Genomic DNA, 17,553 nt, shown 5'->3' on the forward strand with positions numbered 1-17,553 from the left:
GTGCCCGGCGCGCCGGGCACTCGGGTTGGCCGGGGGCCTTAGCGGGCCGCCCAGGCGTTGAAGCGCAGTTCCAGTTCCTCGCCGTGGTCGACCCAGAAGGCCGAGTCCACCGAGCGGGCGCCCTGCAGGTTGGCCGGGGCGGTGGGCAGCGCGGCCTGCACGTCGGCCGGCAGCAGTTCCAGGGTGCCCTTGTGCACCGGGCCGTAGGGGATGTTCTCGGAGAACACCTTCTGCGTCTGCGGCTGGCTGGCGAAGGCGATGAACTTCTCGGCCAGGGCCTTGTTCGGCGTGCCCTTGACCACCGCCCAGTATTCCGGGTCGTAGAGGCTGCCCGGCCAGACGATGGCCAGCGGCACGCCTTCCTTCTGCGCGGCGGCGATGCGGCCGTTGTAGGCGGCGCTCATCACCACGTCGCCGGCGGCCAGCCACTGCGGCGGTTGCGCGCCGGCTTCCCACCACTGGATGTAGGGCTTGATCTCGTCGAGTTTCCTGAAGGCGCGGCTGACGCCCTCGGGGGTGCCCAGCACCTTGTACAGGTCCTCGGGCTTCACGCCGTCGGCCAGCAGGGCCACTTCCAGGGTGTACTTGGCGCCCTTGCGCAGGCCGCGCTTGCCCGGGTAGTCCTTGACGTTCCAGAAGTCCGCCCAGGAGGTCGGCGCCTTGGCCAGGCGCTTGCTGTCGTAGGCCATGACCATCGACCAGACGTAGGTGGCCACGCCGCACTCGCTGAAGGTGCCGGGGACGAACTGCGACTCGTCGCCGATGGCGGCCGGGTCGATGCGCTCGAACAGGCCCTCGTCGCAGCCGCGCAGCAGCTCGGGGCTTTCCACCTCGACCACGTCCCAGGTGACCTTGCCGACGTTGACCATGGCCTTCACCTTGGCCATCTCGCCGTTGTACTCGCCGGCGATCACCTTGCCTGCGCCGCTGGCATCGAAGGGTTTGAAGTAGGCCTTGTCCTGGGCGGCCTTGGTGGCGCCGCCGAAGGAGATCACCGTGAGATCCTGCGCCTGGGCGGCGCCGGTGGCGGCGAGGACCGCGCAGGCGAGGATGCAATGCAAGGACGATTTCATGGAACGAACTCCCACAGCCGGTTGGCGTTGTTGGTTTGGATTGCTGGGCAGTTGCCGAACGGGCGGCAAAAAGGTTCCACGGCGCGGGCCTGCGTGGGCCCGCGGCGTTGTTGTTCGGTTGTGGCGAAGGGCGCTGCTCGCAGGAGGGGATGTGCGCGGCGATACCCATCGATGGGTATCGCTGCGCTCAACGCCATCCTACGGAAGGCAGCGCCTGCGAGACTGGCGTCAGAGCACGCCGATCTCTTTCGCGGTGCGGTCCACCGCGATGCGCGTCTTGTCCACCAGCTCGTCCAGCTCGGCGCGGCCGGCCACCAGGGCCGGGGCCATGATCATGCGGCCGAGGGTGGAGCGGATGATCACGCCTTCCTCGAAGCCGATGGTGCGGCAGCGCCAGGCCAGGTCGTTCTCGTTGTCGAAGCGCTTGCGGGTGGCCTTGTCCTGCACGAACTGCAGCGCCGCCACCAGGCCGGCGCCCTGGATCTCGCCGATCAGCGGGTGGTTGCCGAACACCTCGCGCAGGCACTGCTGCAGGTAGGGGCCGGTGTCGTTCTTGACCTGGGTGACGATGCCCTCGTCGCGCAGCGCCTTGAGGTTGGCCACGGCCACCGCCGCCGCCACCGGGTGGCCGGAGTAGGTCAGGCCGTGGGCGAACACGCCGCCCTGCTCCACCAGCACCTCGGCGATGCGCTTGCTCAGCACCAGGCCGCCCATGGGGATGTAGCCGCTGGTCAGGCCCTTGGCGATGGACAGGGTGTCCGGCTCGAAGCCGAAGTGCTGGTGGGCGAACCATTCGCCGGTGCGGCCGAAGCCGCCGATCACTTCGTCGGCGCACAGCAGCACGTCGTACTTGCGGCAGATGCGCTGGATTTCCGGCCAGTAGCTCTCCGGCGGGAAGATCATGCCGCCGGCGCCCTGGAACGGCTCGGCGATGAAGCCGGCGACGTTCTCGGCGCCCAGCTCGAGGATCTTGTCCTCCAGCTGCTGCGCGCAGCGGCGGCCGAATTCCTCGGGGGTGAGGTCGCCGCCGTTGGCGAACCAGTAGGGCTCGTCGATGTGGGCGATGTCCGGGATCATCCCGCCCATCTCGTGCATGAACTTCATGCCGCCCAGCGCGGTGGCCGCCAGGGTCGAGCCGTGGTAGCCGTTCCAGCGGCCGATCATGATCTTCTTCTGCGGCTTGCCGAGGATCTGCCAGTAGCGGCGCACGGTGCGGATCAGCACCTCGTTGGATTCGGAGCCGGAGTTGGTGTAGATGGCGTGGCTGTAGTGGCCCGGCACCAGGCTGAAGAGCAGCTCGGACAGCTCGATCACCGCCGGGTGGGTGGTGTGGAAGAACATGTTGTAGTACGGCAGCTGGTCCATCTGCGCGCTCGCCGCGGCGGTCAGGTCCTTGCGCCCGTAGCCCAGCTGGGTGCACCACAGGCCGGACATGCCGTCCAGGTAGCGGTTGCCGTCGTTGTCCCACAGGTACAGGCCCTCGCCGCGCACCATCACCCGCGGGCCTTCGGCGTTCAGCGCCTTCTGGTCGAGGAAGGCGTGGATGTGGTGGGCCGCGTCGGCCGCCTGGTAGTCGCGGGTTTCGCGTTGCGCTTTGGTGTTGTCGGTCATCGACTTTCTCCTAGTTCCCTCGGCGGTGCTCCGGCAGCCGGCCTGAGGGGTTTGCAGGGGATCGAGGGCGACGGACTTACCTGGGCAGTCTCACCGGCCGTCTCGAGCGGTTCGCCGGGGCAGCACGGGCCGGCGGTGCGCCGGCCCCGGGGCTGCCCTCAGCGCAGCTGGAACCAGGTGGTTTTCAGCTGGGTGTACTTGTCGAACGAATGCAGCGACAGGTCGCGGCCGAAGCCGGACTGCTTGCCGCCGCCGAAGGGGATGGCCGGGTCCAGGGCGTCCACGGTGTTCACCGACACGGTGCCGACGTTCAGCCGGCCGGCCACGCGGTGGGCACGGTTGAGGTCGTCGCTCCACACCGAGGCGGCCAGGCCGAAGAGGCTGTCGTTGGCCAGGCGCAGGGCCTCGTCCTCGCTGTCGAAGGCGGTCACCGCCAGCACCGGGCCGAAGACTTCCTCGCGGGCCAGGCGCTGCTGCGGGTCGACGTTGGTGAAGATGGTCGGCTCGATGAAGTTGCCCGAGCCGTTGAAGCTCAGCTGGCGGCCGCCGCAAGCCAGGGTAGCGGCGCTGCCGCGGGTTTCCTCGATGAAGCGCAGGATGCTGGCGGTCTGCTTGGCGTCGACGATGGCGCCGGCGCGGCTGGCCGGGTCCAGCGGGTCGCCCGGGGCCCAGTCGCGGGCCTTGGCGATCAGGCGCTCGACGAATTCGTCGTGGATGGAGCGCTCCACCAGCAGCCGCGAGTTGGCCGAGCAGACCTCGCCCTGGTTGAAGAAAATGCCGAATGCCGCTTTTTCAGCCGCAAGATCGAGGTCGCGGCAATCGGCGAACACGAGGTTCGGGCTCTTGCCGCCACACTCCAGCCACACCTGCTTGAGGTTGGACTGGGCGGAATACTGCATGAAGTACTTGCCCACTTCGGTGGAGCCGGTGAACACCAGGCAGTCCACGTCCGGGTGCAGGCCCAGGGCCTTGCCGGCGTGCTCGCCGAGGCCCGGCACCACGTTCAGCACGCCCTCGGGCAGGCCGGCCTCCAGGGCCAGTTCGGCCAGGCGCAGGGCCGAGAAGGGCGACTGCTCGGCCGGCTTGAGCACCACCGAGTTGCCGGCGGCCAGGGCCGGGGCCAGTTTCCAGGCGGCCATGTCGAGGGGGAAGTTCCACGGCACCACGGCGCCGATCACGCCCAGGGGCGCGCGGGTGATGGTGGCCAGGGCGTTGGGCGCGGTCGGGGCGACCTGGTCGTAGAGCTTGTCCAGGGCCTCGGCGTACCAGGAAAAGACGCCGGCGGCGCCGGGCACGTCGATGTTCCAGGCGTCCATCACCGGCTTGCCCATGTTCAGCGAGTCCAGCAGGGCCAGCTCGTCGCGGTGCGCCAGCATCAGCTCGGCCAGCTTCAGCAGCACGGCCTTGCGCTCGCGCGGCGCCATGCGCGCCCAGGGGCCCTGCTCGAAGGCACGGCGGGCGCTGCGCACGGCGGCGTCGACTTCAGCCGCGCCACAGGCGGCGACGTTGGCCAGCAGGCGGTTGGTGGCCGGGTCGATGGATGCGAAGGTGGCGCCGTCGGCGGCGGCCATGCGGCGGCCATCGATCAGGGCGGCGTCGATGAAGGTCTGGCGGGCTGCACGCTGCTGCCAGTCGCTGAGTTGATACACCAGGGCACTCCTGCTCACGAGCAATTATTGTTTTGTTCTGTGGTGCCCTGATGGTCGCGCATGCCCCGGCGGAGGAAAAATATTAAATATGTCTTCGGGGTATATGAAAAAGCTGGGCAGGCACGCACCGGCAAAGTGCGCCATGCTGGGTTATGGTGCGGCACCTGGAGGCGCCTCGGCGCTCCCCGGCGCCTGCCGGCGGGCCCGATCCTTGCTTTCCGATGAACCGATGACACAACGAGAGCGCGCACGCCACCGGCGAAGCCGCGCCATAGAGGTCTTGCAGTGGCTTCCTATACCTTGCGGCAATTGAAGTATTTCGTGACCACAGTGGAATGCGGCAGCGTGGCCGAGGCCTCGCGCAAGCTCTACATCGCCCAGCCGTCGATCTCCACGGCGATCAAGGGCCTGGAAGAGAGCTTCGGCGTGCAGCTGTTCATCCGCCACCACGCCCAGGGCGTGTCCCTCACCCCCAGCGGCGCGCGCTTCTACCGCAAGGCCCAGGAACTGCTGCGCATGGCCCACGAGTTCGAGCAGAACGCCCTGGCCGACAACGACGTGGTGGCCGGGCAGATCGACCTGGCCTGCTTCGAGACGGTGGCGCCGCTGTACCTGCCGCGGCTGATCGCCGGCTTCCGCGAGCGCTACCCGGGGGTGGAGATCCGCATCCGCGACGGCGAGCAGCAGGAACTGGTGCAGGGCCTGACCTCCGGGCGCTTCGACCTGGCCCTGCTGTACCGCCACGACCTCGACGGCACCATCGAGACCGAGCCGCTGATGCCGGCGCAGCGCCCCTACGCCCTGCTCCCGGCCGACCACCGCTTCGCCCGCCAGGCCCAGGTGTCGCTGCGCGACCTGGCGCTGGAACCGATGATCCTGCTCGACGTGCAACCCAGCCGCACCTACTTCGTGAGCATCTTCGAGGAACTGGGGCTGACGCCGAACATCGCCTTCAGCTCGCCCTCCATCGAGATGGTGCGCGGCATGGTCGGCCAGGGCTTCGGCTTCTCGGTGCTGGTCACCCGGCCGCATTCGGAGTGCACCTACGACGGCAAGAAAGTGGTGATGGTGAACATCGCCGAAGACGTCAGCGCCTCCGGCCTGGTGGCCGCCTGGCTCAAGCGCGCCCAGCTGACCAAGCCGGCGCGGCTGTTCGTCGACTATGCCCGCGAGGAGTTGAGTGGCGGGGTGGCGTCAGAGCCCGCACACAAGCCTTCGTAGGATGGGTTGAGCGGAGCGATACCCATCCTACGGGGCTGAATGCCAACCCTTGTAGCGGGCCCTGCCCGCGATTCGCGCGCAGGGCGCGCTCCTACAGGGGAATGGCGAGGGTGGCGCAGCGTAGCGGATCTCATCCGCGAATCGCGCCGGAGCCTCCGGCTATCGCGGACAAGGTCCGCTCCTACGTCTCAGGCGGGCACGGCCTCTACCCTCCGTCCAGCGCCGCTGCCCCGCGCCCGGCACAAGCGCTACAATCCCCGGCCTTCCGGTTGTCCGGCTTCGGCCTTTCGTCATGCTTGTGTTGAAATCCCGCGTGCAGCGCCTGATCGCGCTGGCCCTCTCGCTCCTGGAACGCTACCCGCGGCTGGTCGCCCTGTTCGGCTTCTGCTCGGGGCTGTTCAGCTTCATGATGGTCGACCGCCACCGCGCCGGCTTCGCCCGCGCCATGGCCATCGTCATGCTGGTCAGCTGGCTCTGGCTGATGCTGGAGAACCTGCTCACCCAGCGCTTCAAGGAGCGCTTCGGCTGGTCGGTGCCGCCGGGGCTGCTGCGCTACGCGACCCAGCTGATCCACCAGGAAAGCCTGTTCTTCGTCCTGCCGTTCTTCTTCGTCACCACCACCTGGAACAGCGGCCAGGCCCTGTTCACCGGCGCCCTGGGGCTGGCCGGGCTGATCGCCATCACCGACCCGGTCTACTACAAGTGGCTGGCGCCGCGGCGCTGGACCTTCCTCGGCTACCACACCCTGACGCTGTTCGCCGTGCTGCTCACCGCGCTGCCGCTGATCCTCCAGCTGAGCACCCCGGAAAGCTACCGCTGGGCCCTGGGCATCGCCGTGGCGCTGTCCTTCCCCAGCCTGGTGGTGTCGGTGGGCATCCACAAGTGGTGGCGCTGGTTCGCCCTGCTCGGCCTGACCCTGTGCATCGGCGTGGTCGGCTGGTTCGGCCGCGCCTGGGTGCCGCCGTCCACCCTGTGGCTGGCGGAAATGGCGGTCACCGAGCAGTTCGACAACAGCCAGCGCACCCCCGGCGACAGCGTCGAGCAGGTCGGCGCCGCGCAGATCCGCGCCCAGGGCCTCTACGCCTACACCGCCATCAGCGCGCCGCGCGGCCTGGACGAGCGCATCTTCCACGTGTGGCTGCACAACGGCCGGGAAGTCGACCGCATCGCCCTGGACATCCACGGCGGCCGCGAGGCCGGCTACCGCGCCTGGACGCACAAGCAGAACTTCCCCGCCGACCCGACCGGGCGCTGGCAGGTGCAGGTGATCACCGAGGTCGGCCAGGTGATCGGCACCCTGCGTTTCGAGGTCACGCCCTGACCGCCCGGTTCGCTTGACCGCGCCCGGGCCGCTCCCCTAAAAGGACCGGATACCCGCGCCGAGAGCACCGAGCATGACCGACTCCGCCCTGCACCCCTTCGACCGCGCCCTGGCCCTGGAAGCCGACGCCCGCGACGCCGACCTGTTCCACGGCCACACCAGCGCCGACTACTGGAACATGGTCGGGCCCTTCGGCGGCATCACCGCCGCCACCCTGCTGCAGGCCGTGCTGCGCCACCCGCGGCTGCTCGGCGCGCCCGTCGCGCTGACGGTGAACTTCGCCGCCGCCATCGAGGCCGGCGCCTTCGCCGTGCGCGCCACGCCGATCCGCACCAACCGCTCCACCCAGCACTGGCTGCTGCAGCTGAGCCAGGTGGACGGCGACGGCGTGGAGCAGATCTCCACCACCGGCACCGCGGTCACCGCCCTGCGCCGCGAGACCTGGAGCGAACTCGACCTGGCGCGCCCGCAGGCCACGGCGCCGGCGCAGACGCCGCCGCTGAACACCAGCGGCAAGGGCGTGGCCTGGGCGCAGCAATACGAGATGCGCGCCATCGACGGCGCCTTCCCCAGCACCTGGGACGGCAGCGGCGAGCACAGCCGCACCCGCCTCTGGCTGCGCGACGCCCAGCCGCGGGCGCTGGACTTCCCGGCCCTGGCGGCGATGAGCGACATCTTCTACCCGCGCGTATGGCTGCGCCGCGCCACCCCGGTGCCCGCCGGCACCGTGTCGATCACCACCTACTTCCACACCGACGCCGCGCAACTGGCCGAAGTCGGCAGCGGCTACCTGCTCGGCGAGGCCCGCGGCCAGGCCTTCCGCAACGGCTACTTCGACCAGGCCGCGGAGCTGTGGAGCGAGGCCGGCGAACTGCTCGCCACCAGCAACCAGATCGTCTACTACAAGCAGTGACGGCAAGGGCCGGGCGCCCCGCGCCCGGCCTTGGCAAAAAGCCAGCATGGTTACAAAAACGTAAGATTGCATCGCTATAAACGACGGCCACTTCCAGAAGAAAAAGGTCGTCGCCATGTCGTTCAAGCCTTCCCCGCTGGCGTTCAGCATCGCCCTCGTCTTCAGCGCCGGCGCCCACGCCGCGCCCGCCGGCCCCATCGTCATCAGCACGCCCAGCACCAGCAAGCAGACGCTCTCCGGCGAGGCCAGCCTGCAGGTCACCGCAAGCGGCAGCATCACCGCCAGCGACAAGACCGTCGCCCTGAAGGACGGCACCAGCGGCGCCGGCGTGGTGGTCGACAACAGCGGGCAGATCACCGCCACCAGCGGCCGCGCCATCGAAAGCTCGGGCAACGCCGCAACCACCCGCAACTACCGGATCTACAACCGCGCCGGCGCCAGCATCAGCGCCAGCGACGACGCGGTGCGGGTGAAGGACGGCTTCGACAGCGGCAGCCTATTGCTGGACAACGCCGGCAGCATCCGCTCGACCAGCGGCCAGGCGCTGGACTTCGACGACCTGCGCAGCGGCGTGCCGGTGACCATCATCAACCGCGAGACCGGCGTCATCCACGGCGACGGCAACGACGGCATCCGCCCCGGCGCCAACGCCAGCATCACCAACTACGGCGAGATCAGCAGCGGCGACATGATCGACGCCGACGCCAAGAACGACGGCATCGACTTCCAGGATGCCGAGGGCGGCAGCGTCTACAACCACGGGCTGATCTCCGGCGGCCGCCACGGCATCACCACCGACGTCGGCGCCACCCTGGTCAACTACGCCGACGGCGTGATCATCGGCCGCAACGGCTCGGGCTACGGCTCCGACGGCAACGGCACGGTCACCAACTACGGGCGCATCACCGGCGCCTACAACGGCCTGGTGCCCGATGGCGACGGCGATGGCGTGGACATCGACCTGATCGGCCACATCGAGAACCACGGGATCATCGAAGGCACAGGCGCGGCCGGCGTCGACAAGGGCGGCCAGCCCAACGGCAGCGAAGGCATCGCCATGGGCGGCGGCAGCGTCTACAACGCCGCCGGCGCGCTGATCAGCGGCGCCAGCCGCGGCATCCTGGTGGACGACGGCTCCGCCGGCAGCGGCTACGGCGCCACCACCCTGGAGAACCACGGCACCATCGAAGGCCTGGCCTCCAGCGGCGTGAGCCTGGTCGGCGACTTCGCCGACAGCGTGATCAACGACGGCCTGATCCACGGCGGCAACGGCATCGCCCTGGAACTGGGCGGCGGCGACGACAGCCTGACGCTGCTCGCCGGCAGCCGCTTCGAGGGCCTAGTGGACGGCGGCGACGGCCATGACCGGGTGAGCTTCGACGACGCCCGCGGCGGCAGCTTCGGCCAGAGCCGCAACTTCGAGCGCCTGGAAGTGCGCCAGGGCGCCTGGACTCTCAGCGGCAGCGGCGACTTCAGCGAAGGCGGCGAAGTCTTCGCCGGCGCCCAGCTGATCAACCAGGGCGGCATCGCCGGCAGCCTGCTGGTGGACAGCGGCGCCAGCTACGCCGGCAGCGGCAGCGTCGGCGGCCTGGACGTCAGCGGCACCCTGCTGGCCAACCCGCAACAGGGCGCCACCCACGTGACCGGCGACCTGGCCCTGCGCAGCGGCTCGACCCTGGCCTACGGCGTGGAGGCCGACGGCAGCCACGCCACCCTGCAAGTGGATGGCAGCGCGACCCTGGACGGCGCGCGCCTGGCCCTGCAGGCCGGGCCCGGCAACTATCCCTGGCAGAGCAGCTACCAGGTGCTGAACGCCAGCGGCGGCGTCAGCGGCCGGTTCGCCGAGGTCAGCAGCAACTTCGCCTTCCTCACCCCGAGCCTCAGCTACGGCGCCAACAGCGTGGACCTGCAACTGACGCGCAACGACGTGCAGTTCGCCGACCTGGCCAGCAGCGGCAACGGCCGCAACGCCGCCAGCGCCCTGCAGGGCCAGGGCATGGGCCAGCTGTACAACGCGCTGATCACCAGCGACGCCGGCAACGCCGGCCGCGCCGTGGAGCAGCTGGCCGGCGCCAGCAACGCCAACTTGGCCGCCGCCATCCTGGCCGGCAGCCAGGCGGTGGGCGGCGCCATGCTCGGCGCGCTGCGCCAGCTCGGCGGCGGCCTGCTGGTGGCCAGCGACGAGCGCGACACCCCGCAGCTGGCCGCCCTCGGCGTGCCCAGCGAGGCGCGCAACCTGAACGACCCGAACGCCGCCGGCCGCCTCTGGCTGCAAGGCATCGGCAGCCACGGCCAACTGGACGGCGAGCACGGCAGCGGCGACCTCGACCAGGACACCGGCGGCACCCTGCTGGGCGCCGACTGGGCGCTGGACGGCCAATGGCGCCTGGGCGTGCTGGGCGGCTACTCGCACACCGACCTCGACGGCCAGGGCGGCGCCTCCGGTGACATCGACAGCTGGCACCTGGGCACCTACGCCCTGCGCCAGGACGGCCCGCTGGCCCTGCGCCTGGGCGCGGCCTACAGCAGCCACGACGGCGAAAGCAAACGCCGCGTCGAGTTCGACGGCTTCAGCGACCGCCCCAAGGGCGACTACGACGCCCACAGCTGGCAGGCCTTCGCCGAGGCCGGCTACCAGCTCGGCGACGGCCGCCTGAGCGCCGAGCCCTACGCCAACCTCGGCTACCAGTACTACAAGCGCGACGCCTACGACGAAAAAGGCGGCGCCGCGGCCCTGCACGTGGACGAGCAAAGCCAGCACAACGTCAGCAGCACCCTGGGCCTGCGCGCGGCCTGGCTCGCCAGCCTGGACAACGGCATGAGCCTGACCCCGCGCCTGGGCCTGGGCTGGCGCCACACCTACGGCGACCTGGACAGCAGCACCCGCCAGGCCTTCCTCGCCGGCGGCGGCGCCTTCAGCGTCCAGGGCACGGCGCTGGACCGCAACAGCCTGCTGCTGGACCTGGGCCTCGACCTGGGCCTGTCGGCCCGCCACAGCATCGGCCTGGCCTACAGCGGCGAGAAAGGCAGCCAGGCGCAGAACCATGCGCTGATCGCGCAGTGGCAGATGGCGTTCTGAAATGCCGCGTAGGGCGTATAACCGTTCGCGGTTATCCGCCGTTTCACCTTGGCCCAGCCACGAGCCAGGGTCGACCTGGAGTGACTTCGGCCGTCGCCCAGGTCAGCCTCGGAGTTAGAGACAAGTCCGGTGTAGCGGCGTACAACCGCGAACGGTTGTACGCCCTACGACTGGTAAAGGGTTCTACCGGCAGGGGTCGGTGCTTGAGCTGAAGAGCGCCCTCTCCCTAACCCTCTCCCTGAAGGGAGAGGGGACCGTTGGGCAGGCACTGATGTTCTGGAGTTAGCCGACTAGCACAGAGATTGCCGGCTGAAACCAGGCCTCTGCTCGGCACGGACAAGCCCCCTCTCCCTTCAGGGCGGGGCGCGCAGCCGAGGGCTGGGGAGAGGGTACGGAACCGATCCAGCGCACAAGAACCGCCGGCTAGCTCGCTCCTACAAAACCTCCTCATCCTCCCCCGGCAACTGCTCATCCAGATGCAGCCAAGCAACCCGGCTCTTCACCCAGACATGCCTTTGCGGCGGCGCCACCTCCGGGTGATCGAAGGTCGCCACAGTCACATCCAGCGTCTCCGGCGTCCGCTCCGTCTCGAACACCACCTGCGCCCCACAGTTGCCACAGAACAACCGCCGATTGCCCGGACTCGACACATAGCAGGCCGGCGTCCCCTTCAACCAACGGAAACTACTGCGCGGCACCGTCGCCCAGGTGACCACCATGCCCCCACTACTCCGCCGGCAGATCGAACAATGGCAGTGGCCGACATCATCCAACTCCGCAGTGAACTCATAACGCAGGGCGCCACAATGGCAGCCCCCTTGGTGGGTCTGGCTCATGGCCGGGCTCCTCAGTCGTATTCCGCCGCCTCGTGGTCGCCCAACAGGCGGCGCTGGCGGGGCGTGCAGGCGGCCAGCACTTCGGGTTCGAAGCGCCAGTCGAGATAGGGCGAGAACTTCTGCGCCACCATGCGCCGGCCGTAGTGCACCTGCAACAGGTAGCGCGTGCGCTGGCTCAGGTTACGGCTGCCGGAATGCCACAGGTCGCTGCGGAACAGCAGGCAATCACCGGCGCGGCACAGCACCGGCTCGGCCGCCCTGCCCCGCCAGCTGCGCTCGTCCGGGTGCGGCGCGCGGCCGGCGCGGTGGCTGCCGGGGATCACCCAGGTCGGGCAGAGGTCGTGGTCGATGTCGTCGAGGTAGACCTGCGCCGTGCAGATGAACATCGGCAACTCGAAGCCGCCCAGCAGCAGCGCTTCCGGCAGGCGCAGCGGCAGGTAGTCCTGGTGCATGTCGCTGCCGATGAAGCCGGGATGGCAGCGCCAAGCGGTCTGGCCGATGACGTGGCAGTCCTCGCCCAGGGCCGCCTCGGCCACTTCGATCAGCCCCGGCGGGTCGAGGTAGGGCAGCCAGCGCGGCGAGCGATTGAACACGCACTTGTAGTGGTCCACCAGGCCCTCGTAGTCCCAGTGGATCGGCCGCAGATCATCGATCAGCCCGCGCACCTCGGCCACCTGCGCGGCATCCAGCAGGCCGGGCAGCAGCACGAAGCCGTCCTCGTGCAATGCGTGCAGTGCGTTCATGAGTCCAACCCTCCCCGGCCCAGTTGCGCCTGGGCCTGTTCCAGGGCGCCGAGGAAGGCGCCCAGGGCTTCGCCCGGTTCGGCGCCCTGGCGTGTCACGCAGTGGAATTCCGAGTGGTAGGCCAGCTGCGCCGGGCGGATCGCCCGTAGGCGTCCCTCGGCGACCCAGGCGGCGGCGTAGGGCGTCGGCAGGTAGCCGATGAAGGTGCCGCTGAACACCAGGTTGGCGATGGCCTCCATGCTGTAGGCGGTGGTCGTGCGGTTGAACACCAGGCCGTGGGGGCGCCGGCTCTCGGCCATGTAGCCGCGGCCGACGTAATCGGCGGCGCAGATCGCCTCCAGGCCCGGCTCGTCGTCGGCGCGGGCGAAGAACGGGTGGCCGGGGGCGCAGTAGAGGTTCTGTTCCTCGCTGAACAGCAACTGGTAGCGCAGCCCGGACAGGCGGTGGTGGAAGGCGCCGATGGCCAGTTGCAGGCGCTCCTCCAGCACGGCGTTCTCCAGCTCATCCGGGCGCTGGGTGTGCAGGTTCAGGCGCACGCCGGGGTTGCCCTGGCGGAACAGGCGGATGGCCAGCGGCAGCGCCCAGCAGTGCTGCCCGACCACGCCGTCGACGCAGCCCAGGTGCAGGGTTTCGCGGTCGCGTCCGCCCAGGCCGGTGACCTGCTCGCGGAAGCGTTCGATGTCGACGAACAGGCCCTGGGCCGCGTCGTACAGCTGCTGGCCTTCCTCGGTGAGCTGGAAGCCGCTGCTGCCGCGCCGACACAGCGAGTAGCCCAGGCGCAGTTCGAGGTCACGCACCAGCACGCTCAGGCGCGACAGGCTGGTGTTCAGGCGCACCTGGGCGGCGGTGAAGCCGCCGGCCTCGACTATGGCGCAGAAGGTGCGCAGCAGGCGCAGGTCGATGTCGGAAAGGTTGCCCAGCATGGGGGTTCTCGCGGCGGCGGGGGCAGGCCTTCGTTATAGCCCCGCGGGCGCCGCCCCGTGAACCCCCGCGGCGGTCAGCGGCGCCGGGCCCGGGCGTCGGCGAGGATGCACAGCAGCTCGAACATCATGGTCGCGCCGACCAGCGCCGTGGCGCCGCCCAGGTCGAACGGCGGCGATACCTCCACCACGTCCGCGCCTATCAGGTCCAGGCCCTGCAGGCCGCGGACCAGGTGCTGCGCCTGCAGCGTGGTCATGCCGCCGATCTCCGGGGTGCCGGTGCCGGGGGCGAAGGCCGGGTCGAGCACGTCGACGTCGAAGCTGACGTAGGTCGGCCCCTCGCCCACCACCCGCCGCGCCTCGGCGAGGGTCGCCTCGACGCCCAGCGCGGCGAACTCCTCCATGTGGATGACGCGGATGCCGCACTCCTTGGCGAAGGCCTCGTCGTCAGCCGAATACACCGAGCCGCGGATGCCGATCTGCACGGTGCGCCGCGGGTCCAGCAGGCCTTCCTCGATGGCGCGGCGGAACGGCGTGCCGTGGGTGTAGGGATTGTCGCCGAAGTAGCGGTCGTTGGTGTCCGAATGGGCGTCGAAGTGGACCATGCCGATGGGCCGCTCGGCGGCCAGGGCGCGGAAGATCGGCAACGTCACCAGGTGGTCGCCGCCCACCGATAGCGGCACCGCGCCGGCGGCGTGGATGCGCCGGTAGAAGCCCTCGATGCGCTTGAGCGAATCGAGCAGGTCGATGGGGTTCACCGGGGCGTCGCCCACGTCGCCGACGCGCGCCAGGTCGTAGGGCGCGATGCGGCTGACGTGGTGCACCTTGCGCATCAGGCTGGACTGGTTGCGCACCTCGCGCGGGCCGTGGCGGGCGCCGGCGCGGTTGGTGGTGCCGCCGTCCCAGGGCACGCCGACCAGAGCGATGTCCACCTGGGCCGGGTCCTCGAAGATGGGCAGGCGCATGAAGCTGGGGATGCCGGCGAAGCGCGGGACCTCGGCGGCGTCCACCGGTTGCGGGAAGTCATGGGGCATGGGCGTCTCCTGGCGGGAAAGGGGCTGCTCCGCCAGCCTGGACCGCCCCGCGGCGGCGGCAAATCCCGAAAGCGGCAAGCCAACTTGCGCCGCCGCGAAAGTGCCCTGCAAGCCGCACCAGCCGGACCTTTCCGCCCGCCCAGCCAGTTCCGCGCCAGCGCCCGGCCGCATTCGCGCCCTCCCCTTCCGACTGCCCTTCTCGCCAACGCCAAGTGCCTGATTCGTATACTTATGTTATCGTTGTAAACTCTGTATACAGCGTAAACGGACTGCTCAGAAATTGACCACCGTAATCTCCTTCCGCGCCGATGACGCCCTGGCCAAGGCCCTGGACCAACTGGCCCGGGCCACCCACCGGGACCGCCCCTACCACCTGCGCCAGGCCCTGGCGCAGTACCTGGAGCGCCAGAGCTGGCACGTGGCGGCCATCGACGAAGGCCTGGCCGACGCCAACGCCGGGCACCTGCTGCCGCACGCGGAGATAGAAGCCAAGTGGGGGCTGGCATGAGCCTGCAGTGGACGCACAAGGCGGCGGCCGACCTGGACGGCCTGTACGACCACTATGTGGTGCTGATCGGCCCGGAGAAGGCGCTGAAGGCCATCCAGGACGTGGTCGGCCAGGTGAAGGCGCTGGCCGACCTCAGCCTGAGCAGCGTCGGCCGGCCCAGCGAGGTGCCCGGCGTGCGCGAATTGCCGCTGGAACGCTGGCCCTACCAGGCCGCCTACCGGGTAAAAGGCCGCGATGTACAAATTTTGCGCATCGACTCTGTGGATAACCCGGGGTAAAAGTGGCCACACGGTTACAAAATATTTCAAAGTATTGACTTATTGATTTTGTACAAAAATAGATCAAATGCATCATTCAAGATAATTTGGTCTATTTGCGACCATAAATTGAAATATCGATCTTGTTACGACCGAATGATGACCAATCGTCTTTTCATGCGGCGACGCGTTTTTCCAAGATCGGAACTTTTCCCAGCATTTCCCTGTCCACTTTCCTGACTTTCCCGGCCATTTCGCCGCCCTGCCCGACGACCCGACCATGCCCAACACCGCCTCCCTCCGCGCCCTCTGCCTGGGCCTGCTGCTGCCCGCCGGCGCGGCCCTCGCCTGGAACGCCAACGACGCCCAGCAACAGCAGCAATGGCAGGAGCAACAGCGCCAGCAACAGGAACAGCAACGCCAGATGGCCGAGCAGCAGCGCCGGCAGAACGAGGAACAGCAGCGCCGCCAGCAGGAGCAGCAACGCCAGCAGCAGGAACAGCAGCGGCAGATGGCCGAGCAGCAACGTCGGCAGGTGGAGGACCGGCAGCGCCAGCAACAGGAGTTCCAGCGCCAGCGCGACGAACAGCGCCGCCAGGCCGAGCAGCAGCGCCAGGAAGCCCAGCGCCGCCAGCAGGAACAGCAGCGGCGCTGGCAGGAGGAACAACGCCAGCAGGCCGAGCGCGACCGCCAGTGGCAGGACGAGCAGCGCCGCCAGGCCGATGAGCGCCAGCGTCAGTGGGAAGAGGCGCAACGCCGCCAGCAGGAGCAGCGGCAACGCGAATGGGAAGACGCCATGCGCCGCCAGGAGGCCGAGCGCCGGCACTGGCAGACCGGCCAGTACCTGCCGCCGGAATACCGCGCGCAGCGCTACTACGTGGAAGACTGGCGCAGCCGCCAGCTGCCGCCGCCGGCCTACGGCTACCAGTGGCAGGAAGTGGACGGCGACTACCTGCTGATCGAACTGGCCAGCGGCCTGATCCAGCAGATTCTCAGCGGCCAGCGCTGAACCGCGGCGGCCACGGCGGCAAGGGAAAAGGGCAGGGGGCTCAGCTCCAGTTCACCGGCAGCTGGCCTTCCTTCCAGGCGAAGCGGTCGAGGTGGCTGACCACCACCTGCTGCACGCGGGCCAGCCGCTCGGCGTCCTCGGCTTCGGCCTGCAGGTGCAGCGCGGCGGCGTCGGCCTCGAGCCGGCAGGTGCCGAACTCGAAGTTCAGCACGCCGCTGTCCTCGCTCAGTTCCACCGGCAGCTTGTGGGCGAAGTGGTTGCACAGGCGCTTGAGGTAGCGGGCGCCATCGGGGGTGGGCACGTCGGCACGGGAAGTCGGCATCGTTCATCCTCTTCTTTCAGAGGCTTCGCATGCTAGGCGGGAGAAAGCCCGGGGAAAACCGGCTATCGTGCCTTTCACTCTTAAGCGGAGCTTCACAATGGACAACCTCCGAGGCATGGCCGTGTTCGCCACCGTGGTCGCCCGCGGTTCCATGGCCGCCGCCGCCGAGGCCCTGGGCATGAGCCCCTCGGCGGTCAGCCAGCAGATCCGCAAGCTGGAGGCGCAGGCCCAGGTGAGCCTGCTGCACCGCACCACCCGCCGGCTGACGCTGACCGAGGCCGGCGAGGCCTTCTACCGCAGTTGCGCGCAGATGCTGGCCATCGCCGAGGAGGCCGAGCAGCGCCTGGGCGAGTGGCGCGAAGCGCCGGTGGGCGAACTGCGCCTGGCGGCGCCAGTGGGCTTTTCCGGGCGGCTGATCACCGAGGCGCTGCGCCCGCTGCTGGAGAACCACCGCCAGCTGCGCCTGCAGCTGTTCTTCCACGACGAGCAGATCGACCTGATCGAGCAGCGCATCGACCTGGCCATCCGCGTCGGCAACCTGGCCGACTCCAGCCTGGTGGCGCGCCACCTGGGCGACTGGCAGAACCTGGTCTGCGCGGCCCCGGCCTACCTGCGCCGCTGCGGCCCCATCGACCATCCCGACCGATTGTTACAGGTCGACTGGCTGGCGCTGAACACCCGCGGCCACGGCCAGGCGCTGCAGTTCGACGGGCCGGACGGGGAGAGCTGCCGCCTGCGCCTGGAACCGCGGGTGGCGGCCAACAGCATGCTCGCCCTGCGCCAGTTCACCCTCGACGGCCTGGGCGTGTCGCTGCAGCCGGAGCCGGAAGTGCGCGAGGCGCTGGAGGAGGGCAGGCTGCTGCGCCTGCTGCCGCAATGGCGCCTGCCCACCTACGGCATCTACGCCGTGACGCCACGGCGCGACGCCCAGCCGGCCAAGGTGCGGGTGGCCATCGAGGCGCTGCGCCGGCACCTCGGCGGGCTGTCGCCGACCGGGCCGCGGGTGGCTGTGTGAAACGCCCGGGCGTGAGAGGATGGGCGGCCTTTTCCACCTGCC

Annotated in this window: 16 protein-coding genes and 1 pseudogene; 8 read left to right on the top strand and 9 right to left on the bottom strand. The window is 69.3% G+C overall.

The features are described from left to right. Positions 1 to 38 precede the first annotated feature (38 nt). The 4 genes and pseudogenes from PM1_RS29785 to PM1_RS29795 all read right to left on the bottom strand — a co-directional run bounded on the left by PM1_RS29785 (position 39) and on the right by PM1_RS29795 (position 4,333). Positions 39 to 1,073: an ABC transporter substrate-binding protein gene (locus tag PM1_RS29785; RefSeq protein ID WP_009614645.1), complete on the bottom strand. Its 1,035-nt coding sequence runs from the start codon at positions 1,071 to 1,073 to the stop codon at positions 39 to 41. Positions 1,074 to 1,301: 228 nt separating this feature from the next. Then, positions 1,302 to 2,684 (bottom strand): aspartate aminotransferase family protein, encoded by a 1,383-nt coding sequence (locus PM1_RS29790; RefSeq protein WP_009614644.1) that lies wholly within the window; start codon positions 2,682 to 2,684, stop codon positions 1,302 to 1,304. A gap of 39 nt (positions 2,685 to 2,723) precedes the next feature. Then, positions 2,724 to 2,797 (bottom strand): annotated as a pseudogene (locus PM1_RS31465) (hypothetical protein); the annotation flags it as partial. 45 nt (positions 2,798 to 2,842) lie between these two features. Then, positions 2,843 to 4,333, bottom strand: a complete 1,491-nt coding sequence (locus PM1_RS29795; protein ID WP_009614642.1) for an aldehyde dehydrogenase — start codon at positions 4,331 to 4,333, stop codon at positions 2,843 to 2,845. 285 nt (positions 4,334 to 4,618) lie between these two features. Here PM1_RS29795 and PM1_RS29800 point away from each other — a divergent pair, with 285 nt between their 5' ends. The 4 genes from PM1_RS29800 to PM1_RS29815 all read left to right on the top strand — a co-directional run bounded on the left by PM1_RS29800 (position 4,619) and on the right by PM1_RS29815 (position 10,867). After that, the gene (locus tag PM1_RS29800) at positions 4,619 to 5,554 is read left to right on the top strand and encodes a LysR family transcriptional regulator (RefSeq protein ID WP_009614641.1); all 936 of its coding nucleotides are present in this window, start codon (positions 4,619 to 4,621) and stop codon (positions 5,552 to 5,554) included. Between the two features lie 292 nt (positions 5,555 to 5,846). Further along, on the top strand, positions 5,847 to 6,875 hold the full coding sequence (locus PM1_RS29805) for a DUF5924 family protein (protein ID WP_009614640.1): 1,029 nt from the start codon (positions 5,847 to 5,849) through the stop codon (positions 6,873 to 6,875). Positions 6,876 to 6,948: 73 nt separating this feature from the next. After that, complete coding sequence (locus tag PM1_RS29810) at positions 6,949 to 7,788, top strand: acyl-CoA thioesterase (protein ID WP_009614639.1); 840 nt, start codon at positions 6,949 to 6,951, stop codon at positions 7,786 to 7,788. Positions 7,789 to 7,903: 115 nt separating this feature from the next. Beyond that, positions 7,904 to 10,867 (top strand): autotransporter outer membrane beta-barrel domain-containing protein, encoded by a 2,964-nt coding sequence (locus PM1_RS29815; protein WP_009614638.1) that lies wholly within the window; start codon positions 7,904 to 7,906, stop codon positions 10,865 to 10,867. Positions 10,868 to 11,301: 434 nt separating this feature from the next. On the opposite strand, the gene PM1_RS29820 is transcribed toward PM1_RS29815, so the two are convergent. The 4 genes from PM1_RS29820 to speB form a co-directional block, all read right to left on the bottom strand. Then, positions 11,302 to 11,703 (bottom strand): GFA family protein, encoded by a 402-nt coding sequence (locus PM1_RS29820; RefSeq protein ID WP_009614637.1) that lies wholly within the window; start codon positions 11,701 to 11,703, stop codon positions 11,302 to 11,304. A gap of 11 nt (positions 11,704 to 11,714) precedes the next feature. After that, complete coding sequence (locus PM1_RS29825) at positions 11,715 to 12,446, bottom strand: phytanoyl-CoA dioxygenase family protein (RefSeq protein ID WP_009614636.1); 732 nt, start codon at positions 12,444 to 12,446, stop codon at positions 11,715 to 11,717. Then, positions 12,443 to 13,369, bottom strand: coding sequence for a LysR family transcriptional regulator (locus PM1_RS29830; protein WP_009614635.1), 927 nt, complete (start codon positions 13,367 to 13,369; stop codon positions 12,443 to 12,445). Before PM1_RS29830 ends, PM1_RS29825 begins: the two co-directional genes overlap by 4 nt. A gap of 74 nt (positions 13,370 to 13,443) precedes the next feature. Continuing rightward, complete coding sequence (gene speB / locus PM1_RS29835; protein ID WP_009614633.1) at positions 13,444 to 14,400, bottom strand: agmatinase; 957 nt, start codon at positions 14,398 to 14,400, stop codon at positions 13,444 to 13,446. A gap of 280 nt (positions 14,401 to 14,680) precedes the next feature. Between speB and PM1_RS29840 the strand changes: the two genes are divergently transcribed. From PM1_RS29840 to PM1_RS29850, 3 genes are all read left to right on the top strand, one after another. Further along, positions 14,681 to 14,908 carry a CopG family ribbon-helix-helix protein gene (locus tag PM1_RS29840; RefSeq protein ID WP_009614631.1) on the top strand — a complete coding sequence of 76 codons (228 nt, stop codon included), beginning with the start codon at positions 14,681 to 14,683 and terminating at the stop codon, positions 14,906 to 14,908. Next, entirely contained in the window at positions 14,905 to 15,186 is a 282-nt protein-coding gene (locus tag PM1_RS29845; RefSeq protein ID WP_009614629.1) for a type II toxin-antitoxin system RelE/ParE family toxin, read from the top strand. Before PM1_RS29840 ends, PM1_RS29845 begins: the two co-directional genes overlap by 4 nt. A 259-nt stretch (positions 15,187 to 15,445) precedes the next feature. Then, positions 15,446 to 16,174 (top strand): RcnB family protein, encoded by a 729-nt coding sequence (locus tag PM1_RS29850; RefSeq protein WP_009614627.1) that lies wholly within the window; start codon positions 15,446 to 15,448, stop codon positions 16,172 to 16,174. 40 nt (positions 16,175 to 16,214) lie between these two features. Here PM1_RS29850 and PM1_RS29855 read toward each other — a convergent pair whose 3' ends face one another. Next, positions 16,215 to 16,496 (bottom strand): DUF2218 domain-containing protein, encoded by a 282-nt coding sequence (locus PM1_RS29855; RefSeq protein ID WP_009614626.1) that lies wholly within the window; start codon positions 16,494 to 16,496, stop codon positions 16,215 to 16,217. 97 nt (positions 16,497 to 16,593) lie between these two features. On the opposite strand from PM1_RS29855, the gene PM1_RS29860 reads away from it, so the two are divergent. Further along, complete coding sequence (locus PM1_RS29860) at positions 16,594 to 17,511, top strand: LysR family transcriptional regulator (protein WP_009614625.1); 918 nt, start codon at positions 16,594 to 16,596, stop codon at positions 17,509 to 17,511. The last annotated feature ends 42 nt before the right edge of the window (positions 17,512 to 17,553 follow it).

Source organism: Pseudomonas sp. M1, from assembly GCF_022760135.1.
Taxonomy (GTDB): domain Bacteria; phylum Pseudomonadota; class Gammaproteobacteria; order Pseudomonadales; family Pseudomonadaceae; genus Pseudomonas; species Pseudomonas citronellolis.

Coding starts and splice junctions, on each gene's coding strand:
- PM1_RS29785 (WP_009614645.1), bottom strand. CDS start 1,073: ATGAAATCGTCCTTGCATTGCATCCTCGCCTGCGCGGTCCTCGCCGCC.
- PM1_RS29790 (WP_009614644.1), bottom strand. CDS start 2,684: ATGACCGACAACACCAAAGCGCAACGCGAAACCCGCGACTACCAGGCG.
- PM1_RS29805 (WP_009614640.1), top strand. CDS start 5,847: ATGCTTGTGTTGAAATCCCGCGTGCAGCGCCTGATCGCGCTGGCCCTC.
- PM1_RS29810 (WP_009614639.1), top strand. CDS start 6,949: ATGACCGACTCCGCCCTGCACCCCTTCGACCGCGCCCTGGCCCTGGAA.
- PM1_RS29815 (WP_009614638.1), top strand. CDS start 7,904: ATGTCGTTCAAGCCTTCCCCGCTGGCGTTCAGCATCGCCCTCGTCTTC.
- PM1_RS29820 (WP_009614637.1), bottom strand. CDS start 11,703: ATGAGCCAGACCCACCAAGGGGGCTGCCATTGTGGCGCCCTGCGTTAT.
- PM1_RS29825 (WP_009614636.1), bottom strand. CDS start 12,446: ATGAACGCACTGCACGCATTGCACGAGGACGGCTTCGTGCTGCTGCCC.
- PM1_RS29830 (WP_009614635.1), bottom strand. CDS start 13,369: ATGCTGGGCAACCTTTCCGACATCGACCTGCGCCTGCTGCGCACCTTC.
- speB (WP_009614633.1), bottom strand. CDS start 14,400: ATGCCCCATGACTTCCCGCAACCGGTGGACGCCGCCGAGGTCCCGCGC.
- PM1_RS29845 (WP_009614629.1), top strand. CDS start 14,905: ATGAGCCTGCAGTGGACGCACAAGGCGGCGGCCGACCTGGACGGCCTG.
- PM1_RS29850 (WP_009614627.1), top strand. CDS start 15,446: ATGCCCAACACCGCCTCCCTCCGCGCCCTCTGCCTGGGCCTGCTGCTG.
- PM1_RS29855 (WP_009614626.1), bottom strand. CDS start 16,496: ATGCCGACTTCCCGTGCCGACGTGCCCACCCCCGATGGCGCCCGCTAC.
- PM1_RS29860 (WP_009614625.1), top strand. CDS start 16,594: ATGGACAACCTCCGAGGCATGGCCGTGTTCGCCACCGTGGTCGCCCGC.